Below are 6536 nucleotides of genomic sequence, written 5' to 3' on the forward strand. Positions count from 1 at the left end.
GTCACCAGCCAGGGCTGGCGGCCGATTTCGGTGGTGTACCAGCCGGCCAGCGTCGCCAGCCAGCCCGACAGCGCCATCGGTACCATCAGCATGGCGAGCGGCTTCGGCAGGCTGTGCCGGCGCTTGAGGAAGAAGGCCGCCGACCATGAGACGAGCAGCATCGATATGCCTGTGCCGACCATCACGCGGAAACCCCAGAACACCGGAAAGACCGGCGGATGGTTGCCGGGATAATCGTTCAGTCCCGGCACGACACCGCTGGTCGAGTGCCGCAGCACCAGGCTGGCGCCGTCGGGAATGGCGATCTCGAATTTGTTTTCCTTCGCGGCCTCGTCGGGCAGGGCGAAGAGCACCAGCGGCACATTGGGGCCGGTGTTCCAGTTGGCCTCCATGGCGGCGATCTTCTGCGGCTGGTGCTCCAGCGTGTTCAGCCCATGCTGGTCCCCGGCGAAGATCTGAATCGGGATCAGGATCGCGGCCGTGAAGACGCCGGTGCGCAGCGCCTTCCACATCGATTCCGAACGGTCGCCGGTGAGATAGCGCAGCGCCGACAGGCCAGCGACCAGGAACGACACCGTCAGCCCGGACGCCAGCAGCATGTGGGTCAGCCTGTAGGGCATCGACGGGTTGAAGATGATTGCCCACCAGTCGACCGCATGCGCCACGCCGTCGCGCATCTCGAAGCCGGCCGGCGTCTGCATCCAGGAATTGAGCGCGATGATCCAGAACGCCGAGACGGTGGTGCCGCCGGCGACAAGCACCGTCGCCAGTGTGTGGATGCGGTTGGAAACGCGGCGGAAGCCGAACAGCATGATGCCGAGGAAGGCCGCTTCGAGGAAGAAGGCGGTGAGAATCTCGTAGGCCAGCAGCGGCCCGGCGATGTTGCCGACCTTTTCCATGTAGCCCGGCCAGTTGGTGCCGAACTGGAAGCTCATGGTGACGCCCGAAACCACGCCCATGGCAAAGGACAGCGCGAACACCTTCACCCAGGTGAAATAGGCGCGCATCCAGGCGGAATCGTTGGTCGCGTTGTAGCGCAGCTTGAAGAACAGCAGCACCCAACCCAGCGCAATGGTGATCGTCGGAAATAGAATGTGGAATGAAATATTCGCGCCGAACTGGATACGCGAAAGTATGAGCGGGTCCATGATGGGCTCCGGCTGCTGCAAATACTCGCGAAGAATAGGCCCGAAGCGAGTTCAGGTCAAAGCGGCGTCCTGCCGCGAGGCTGAACGCCACAGGACAATTTTGCCGGTTGCATGCCGCGCAACTCCGGGCCTGTGCGCCGCACCTGCAATGGCCGGCCGGCAACGATTGTCGAGAACTGTCAGCAGGGCATTGACTTGCGGTTGCAAGCACCGACATTCGGCCTATATCAGGGGACCTCTTCAAGCAGCCGTTTTCATCCATGCCTTCCATCCTGTCCATTTCCGGGGTCTCCAAGACCTACGCCACCGGTTTTACCGCGCTCAAGGAAGTCAATCTCGACATTCAGCGCGGCGAAATCTTCGCGCTGCTTGGGCCCAATGGCGCCGGCAAGACGACGCTGATCTCGATCGTCTGCGGCATCGTCAACCGCTCGTCGGGCACCGTCACCGTCGACGGCCACGACATCAACAAGGATTATCGCGCCGCGCGCGGTCTGATCGGGCTTGTGCCGCAGGAACTGACCATCGATGCCTTCGAGAGCGTCTGGGCGACGGTCAATTACAGCCGTGGCCTGTTCGGCAAGCCGGCCAACCACGGCTTTGTCGAGAAGGTGCTGCGCGATCTCTCACTGTGGGACAAGAAGGATGCCAAGGCGATCACCCTGTCGGGCGGCATGAAGCGCCGGCTGATGATCGCCAAGGCGCTGTCGCATGAGCCGCGCATCCTGTTCCTCGACGAGCCGACCGCCGGCGTCGACGTCGAGCTGCGCCAGGACATGTGGGCGATGGTGCGCCGGCTGCGCGAGGACGGCGTCACCATCATCCTCACCACGCACTATATCGAGGAAGCCGAAGCGATGGCCGACCGCGTCGGCGTCATCAACCGCGGCGAGATCATCCTGGTCGAGAACAAGGCCGAACTGATGCGCAAGCTCGGCCGCAAGCGGCTGGTGCTGGAACTGCGCAATCCGCTGACGGCCATTCCCGAGGCGCTCTCGCGCTATGCGCTGGAATTGTCGCCCGATGGCGGGCAGCTGACCTACACCTATGACAACCAGGCCGAGCGGCCCGGCGTCGCCTCGTTGATGCGCGATCTCGAGGCCGGCGGCATCCAGTTCCGCGATATCGACACGCAAAACTCTTCGCTCGAGGAGATCTTCGTCAATCTGGTGAGGAGGGAGCCATGAACCTTCGCGCAGTATGGGCGATCTACCGGATGGAAATGGCACGTGCTTTCCGCACCGTGCTGCAGAGCATCGTCTCGCCGGTCATCTCGACGTCGCTGTATTTCGTCGTCTTCGGCTCGGCCATCGGCTCGCGCATCACCGAGATCGACGGCATCAGCTACGGCGCCTTCATCGTGCCGGGTCTGATCATGCTGTCGCTGTTGACGCAGTCGATCTCCAACGCCTCCTTTGCCATCTATTTCCCGAAATTCGTCGGCTCGATCTACGAGCTTCTGTCGGCGCCGGTCTCCTATCTGGAGATCGTCATCGCCTATGTCGGCGGTGCCGCGACCAAGTCGATCATCCTCGGCCTGATCATCCTGGCCACCGCCTCGCTGTTCGTGCCGCTCACCATCCTGCATCCGTTCTGGATGCTCGCCTTCCTGGTGCTGACGGCGGTGACCTTCAGCCTGTTCGGCTTCATCATCGGCATCTGGGCGAAGAGTTTCGAGCAGCTGCAACTGGTTCCGCTGCTGATCATCACGCCGCTGACCTTCCTCGGTGGCAGCTTCTATTCGATCAACATGCTGCCCGAGGTCTGGCGCACGATCACGCTGTTCAACCCGGTCGTCTATCTGATCAGCGGTTTCCGCTGGAGCTTCTACGGCAAGTCCGACGTCTCGGTCGGCGTCAGCCTCGGCATGACGGTCGTCTTCCTGCTGATCTGTATAACGATCGTCGCCTGGATCTTCAGGACAGGGTATCGGTTGAGGAATTGACGGCAGAACGCCGCCAGGTCTGTTGAGATTCAGGTCAGGCCGAGTCGAAAATGGCGGATTCCGAGAACCGGAGCGGAGCGTACTTTTCGTACGTGAGCACCGGAAGCGCAGGAAGCCGCCATTTGCAGGCCGGCCTCACCTGAATATCGATACATCTAGATCGCCTTGACCAGCCGCAGCAACCCCAGCATCTCGACATACGTCCCCTTGCGGAAAGCGATGTAGACCGGCTCCTCGACACCGTGGAAGCGGCGCTTGAAGGCCGCCTGGCCCTGCAGGTTGAACCTGCGGCGATTGACCCAGGGCGAATCGTAGGCGCGCTGGAAGGCATTGCGCCAGAAATCGCTTTCGGCAAAGCCGCTTGGCCCGATATCGAGCATCGGCGACAGGCCGAGCGTGACCACCGAGATGCCCTCTTCGCGAAAACGATCGACGGCGAATTTGGTCAGGCCGACCTCGGCATGCGGCGAAGCGTCGATATGCTTGCGCTTGAAGGCCGTCGTGTAGCCGATGACCTTTCCGTTGCGGCACAGCGGGTCGAAGTCGAGCAGAGCGACCAGTCCGCCGTCGGGACCGTGCAGGACGAAACGGCGCATGTCGGTGCCGAGATGGTCGGCAAAGTTGCGGTTGAGAAAGCCCATCTCCCAGCGCTTGACGATGCGGTCGCCGCGCCAGTTTTCCGAAAGCCGGGCAATTTCATCCAGAAAAATCGTGCGCTTGTCCTCGTCGAACGAAAAGCCTTTCTTCAGCAGCCAGCGCTCGGAGTAGCGCACGGTCTCGTTGCGCTTCCCGGAAAAATCATGCTCGGGCAGGGTGAGGCGGGTGTCGATGCCGAGGCGATTGACCTTGTAGCCAAGGCCGGCCAGCACGCGTGCGGTGTCCTCGCCGACCTGCACGAACCACGGGCTGCCGGCGGTCTCGACGAAGCGCTTGATGTAATCGGCCCGACGCGCCGGAGCCGCCACCGGGTCGCCGAGCGCGAAATGGTGCTTCATCTTGGTACCGAAGGCGATGTAGCCGTCGGCGTCGCCGAAATAGGAGAGCTTGCCTTGCACGGCGGTGGAATAGGCGAGCGAGAAGTCGCCATAGCGGCGCACCAGTGCCAGGCGTTCGACATGGGTCAGCGCCTGCCGCTCGACCTCGGGCGCGGCGGCCTCAAGGATCTTGTCGAAATAGAACCGCAAGGAGGGCATGGTCGAGATTCCGCGTGCCGCCTACAGCGCCGGCCGTCCAGGACGCGCCAAGGTGCTGTAACACTTTGATTCTGCGCATGACTCGAAAATCGGAGTCGATTTCGGGCATGCGCGTGGGGATAACCGAGACCCGCCAGCCACCCCGAGCCTCGAATCAATCACATTGCCGCGACCTGATTACCGTTGATATCGCGCATATGCCATATAGAGCGCAACCGCGGCCCGGCGTACGGAGCTAATTCGCATCGCTCGAAATTTCGGCCGCGGTTTGCTGCAGGGATCCTGCGCGGGATCAAACGGTTACAGCGTCCTGCCAGCCTGGCGTCGAACGGGATTCGAGTGAATGACTGATACGACAATCAGATCGGTTGTGGATCTGCCGGCCAAGGTCGAGCCGGCAATCGTCGTCGGCGCCGGTGCTGCCGGGCTGGCCGTCGCGCACGCCTTGATGAACGCCGGCGTGCCGACGGCGATCCTGGAAAAGGAAAGCCGGTTGGCTGAGCCATGGCACCGGCGGCACCAGCAATTGCATCTCAACACCCACCGCGATCTTTCTTCGCTGCCTGGTCTCCCCTATCCACCCGGCACCCCCGCCTTTCCGCACCGGACGGTCGTCATCCGCCACATGAATGATTTCAGGGAGGAAAACCGGCTGCCGGTGCAGTTTGGCGTCGCTGTCGAAGAGATTGCCTTCAAGGGCGATCACTGGGCGGTACGGACCAGCGCTGGCCTGCGGCTGGCCCGCAATGTCGTCGTCGCCACCGGCCGCGACAGGCAGCCGTTCATTCCCGAATGGAAAGGCATGAAGGATTTCGTCGGGCGCATCATCCATTCGGCGGATTTCGGTGACGCACAGGCCTATGCGGGCCAGAAAGTGCTGGTCGTCGGCGCTGGCAATTCGGGTTTCGATGCGCTCAATCATCTGGCCGGCATAGACACGGCCGCCATCTGGCTGTCGGCCCGCAGCGGTCCCGCCCTGCTGCCCAAGCGCATCGGCAAGATCGCCGTGCACCGGCTTTCGCCGTTCATGGCTCGCTTGCCGTTGCGGGTCGCCGACGCGGTGATGTCGGCGACGCAGCGCCTGGCTTTCGGCGACCTGACCAAATTCGGCCTGCCGCCCGCGCCTGCGGGCGGCGCCAGCCGCCTGACCTCGGATTACACCGCGATCGCCGCCGACGACGGCGCCGTCAGCGCCAAAGGCCGGCAAGATCACCGTCGTACCTGGCATAAGGGAATTCACCCGTGACGGCGTGATCCTGGCCGATGGCAGCCTGATCTATCCTGACATCGTCATTGCCGCGACAGGCTACCGCACCGGGCTGGAGCCGATGGTCGGCAAGCTCGGCGTGCTCGACGCCAAGGGCGTTCCGCTCTTCAACGGCGGGCAAGCCGATCCGAAATTGCCCGGTCTGTGGTTCACCGGCATGCGGCCGAGCATTCGCGGCTGCTTCGCCAATGCCGGTATCCTGGCCAAGGCGATCGCCAAACGGATTGCAGGGTCGGCCTCGCACCAACCCGGCGCATCACGCTGATTTGGGTTCCAGCCGCCGGAAACCGACGGCCTCCATCAGCATGTCCTCTTCCTCCATGCCGGCATTGTGCAGGGCGAGCAGGTTAAGCGCGATTTCCCGCGCGTCGGCGGAATCGGGATGTGCCTCGCGCCGCCGGCAGGCCTCGTCGAACACGCGCTGCAGCTTGGCGATATCGGCTGGCTTGAGCAAGCCACGGTCATAGACGGACTTCGACATGGCGATCTCCTGATAAAGACCTAGGGCGCCATGTTTAAATTGCCAATCTTTCCCGAGGCTTGACCGACTTCACCCCATGCCGCGACTTCAAAGGGCGGCAGCGGTGCAAATCTGCTCCGCTGCTGCGCCCCATGCTGGAGGGCAATCAGACCGCGATCTTGCCGCCGCCCTGTCTGGTGATGGCGACCACCGACGGCCGCACCGGCATGTCGGGCTTGAAGTCGGGCCAGCGCGTCGACAGATCCTCATAGTAGGACGGGCGGCCGAACGCTTCCCAGTCCTCGCCGCCATCGCCCGGATGCTGGACGGCGACGAAGGCGGTCTGGTCGTCGGGCGCAAACAGCGGACCGCACATTTCGGCGCCGATCGGCACGCGGAAGAACAGTTTCGAGGTCGCCCGCGCCACCCCTTCCGTGTCCACCGCCCACAGACCATCCGTGCGGCCGGTGGCTTTCGGGCCCTGGCCGTCGGTCGCGACCCAGAGACGCCCGGCCGAATCGAC

Annotated in this window: 6 protein-coding genes and 1 pseudogene; 3 read left to right on the forward strand and 4 right to left on the reverse strand. The window is 63.2% G+C overall.

Features of this window, described 5'->3' with window-relative positions; genetic code table 11:
• Positions 1-1148 (reverse strand): cytochrome ubiquinol oxidase subunit I (locus tag ENZ75_RS16440; RefSeq protein WP_164887844.1); only part of this gene is annotated, 1148 nt, incomplete at its 3' end.
• A gap of 260 nt (positions 1149-1408) precedes the next feature.
• On the opposite strand from ENZ75_RS16440, the gene ENZ75_RS16445 reads away from it, so the two are divergent.
• A complete protein-coding gene (locus tag ENZ75_RS16445) occupies positions 1409-2335 on the forward strand; it encodes an ABC transporter ATP-binding protein (RefSeq protein ID WP_024502216.1) in 927 nt (308 codons plus the stop codon).
• A complete protein-coding gene (locus tag ENZ75_RS16450; RefSeq protein WP_013528680.1) occupies positions 2332-3093 on the forward strand; it encodes an ABC transporter permease in 762 nt (253 codons plus the stop codon). Before ENZ75_RS16445 ends, ENZ75_RS16450 begins: the two co-directional genes overlap by 4 nt.
• Positions 3094-3248: 155 nt before the next feature.
• Here ENZ75_RS16450 and ENZ75_RS16455 read toward each other — a convergent pair whose 3' ends face one another.
• Complete coding sequence (locus ENZ75_RS16455; RefSeq protein WP_063169630.1) at positions 3249-4286, reverse strand: phosphatidylglycerol lysyltransferase domain-containing protein; 1038 nt, start codon at positions 4284-4286, stop codon at positions 3249-3251.
• Between the two features lie 343 nt (positions 4287-4629).
• On the opposite strand from ENZ75_RS16455, the pseudogene ENZ75_RS16460 reads away from it, so the two are divergent.
• Positions 4630-5818, forward strand: a pseudogene (locus tag ENZ75_RS16460) (NAD(P)/FAD-dependent oxidoreductase).
• Here the strand turns inward: ENZ75_RS16460 and ENZ75_RS16465 are convergent.
• Together ENZ75_RS16465 and ENZ75_RS16470 are read right to left on the reverse strand one after the other, a co-directional pair.
• On the reverse strand, positions 5810-6034 hold the full coding sequence (locus ENZ75_RS16465) for a hypothetical protein (protein WP_024502214.1): 225 nt from the start codon (positions 6032-6034) through the stop codon (positions 5810-5812). The pseudogene ENZ75_RS16460 and the gene ENZ75_RS16465 sit on opposite strands and share 9 nt — an antisense overlap.
• Positions 6035-6179: 145 nt before the next feature.
• Positions 6180-6536 (reverse strand): alkaline phosphatase PhoX (locus ENZ75_RS16470; protein ID WP_128278183.1); only part of this gene is annotated, 357 nt, incomplete at its 5' end.

This window comes from Mesorhizobium sp. M7A.F.Ca.CA.002.04.1.1, assembly GCF_004022805.1.
Lineage (GTDB): Bacteria > Pseudomonadota > Alphaproteobacteria > Rhizobiales > Rhizobiaceae > Mesorhizobium > Mesorhizobium ciceri.

Bases quoted from the DNA above. Each gene is read 5' to 3' on its own strand.
- ENZ75_RS16445 (WP_024502216.1), top strand. From the start codon at position 1,409: ATGCCTTCCATCCTGTCCATTTCCGGGGTCTCCAAGACCTACGCCACC.
- ENZ75_RS16450 (WP_013528680.1), top strand. From the start codon at position 2,332: ATGAACCTTCGCGCAGTATGGGCGATCTACCGGATGGAAATGGCACGT.
- ENZ75_RS16455 (WP_063169630.1), bottom strand. From the start codon at position 4,286: ATGCCCTCCTTGCGGTTCTATTTCGACAAGATCCTTGAGGCCGCCGCG.
- ENZ75_RS16465 (WP_024502214.1), bottom strand. From the start codon at position 6,034: ATGTCGAAGTCCGTCTATGACCGTGGCTTGCTCAAGCCAGCCGATATC.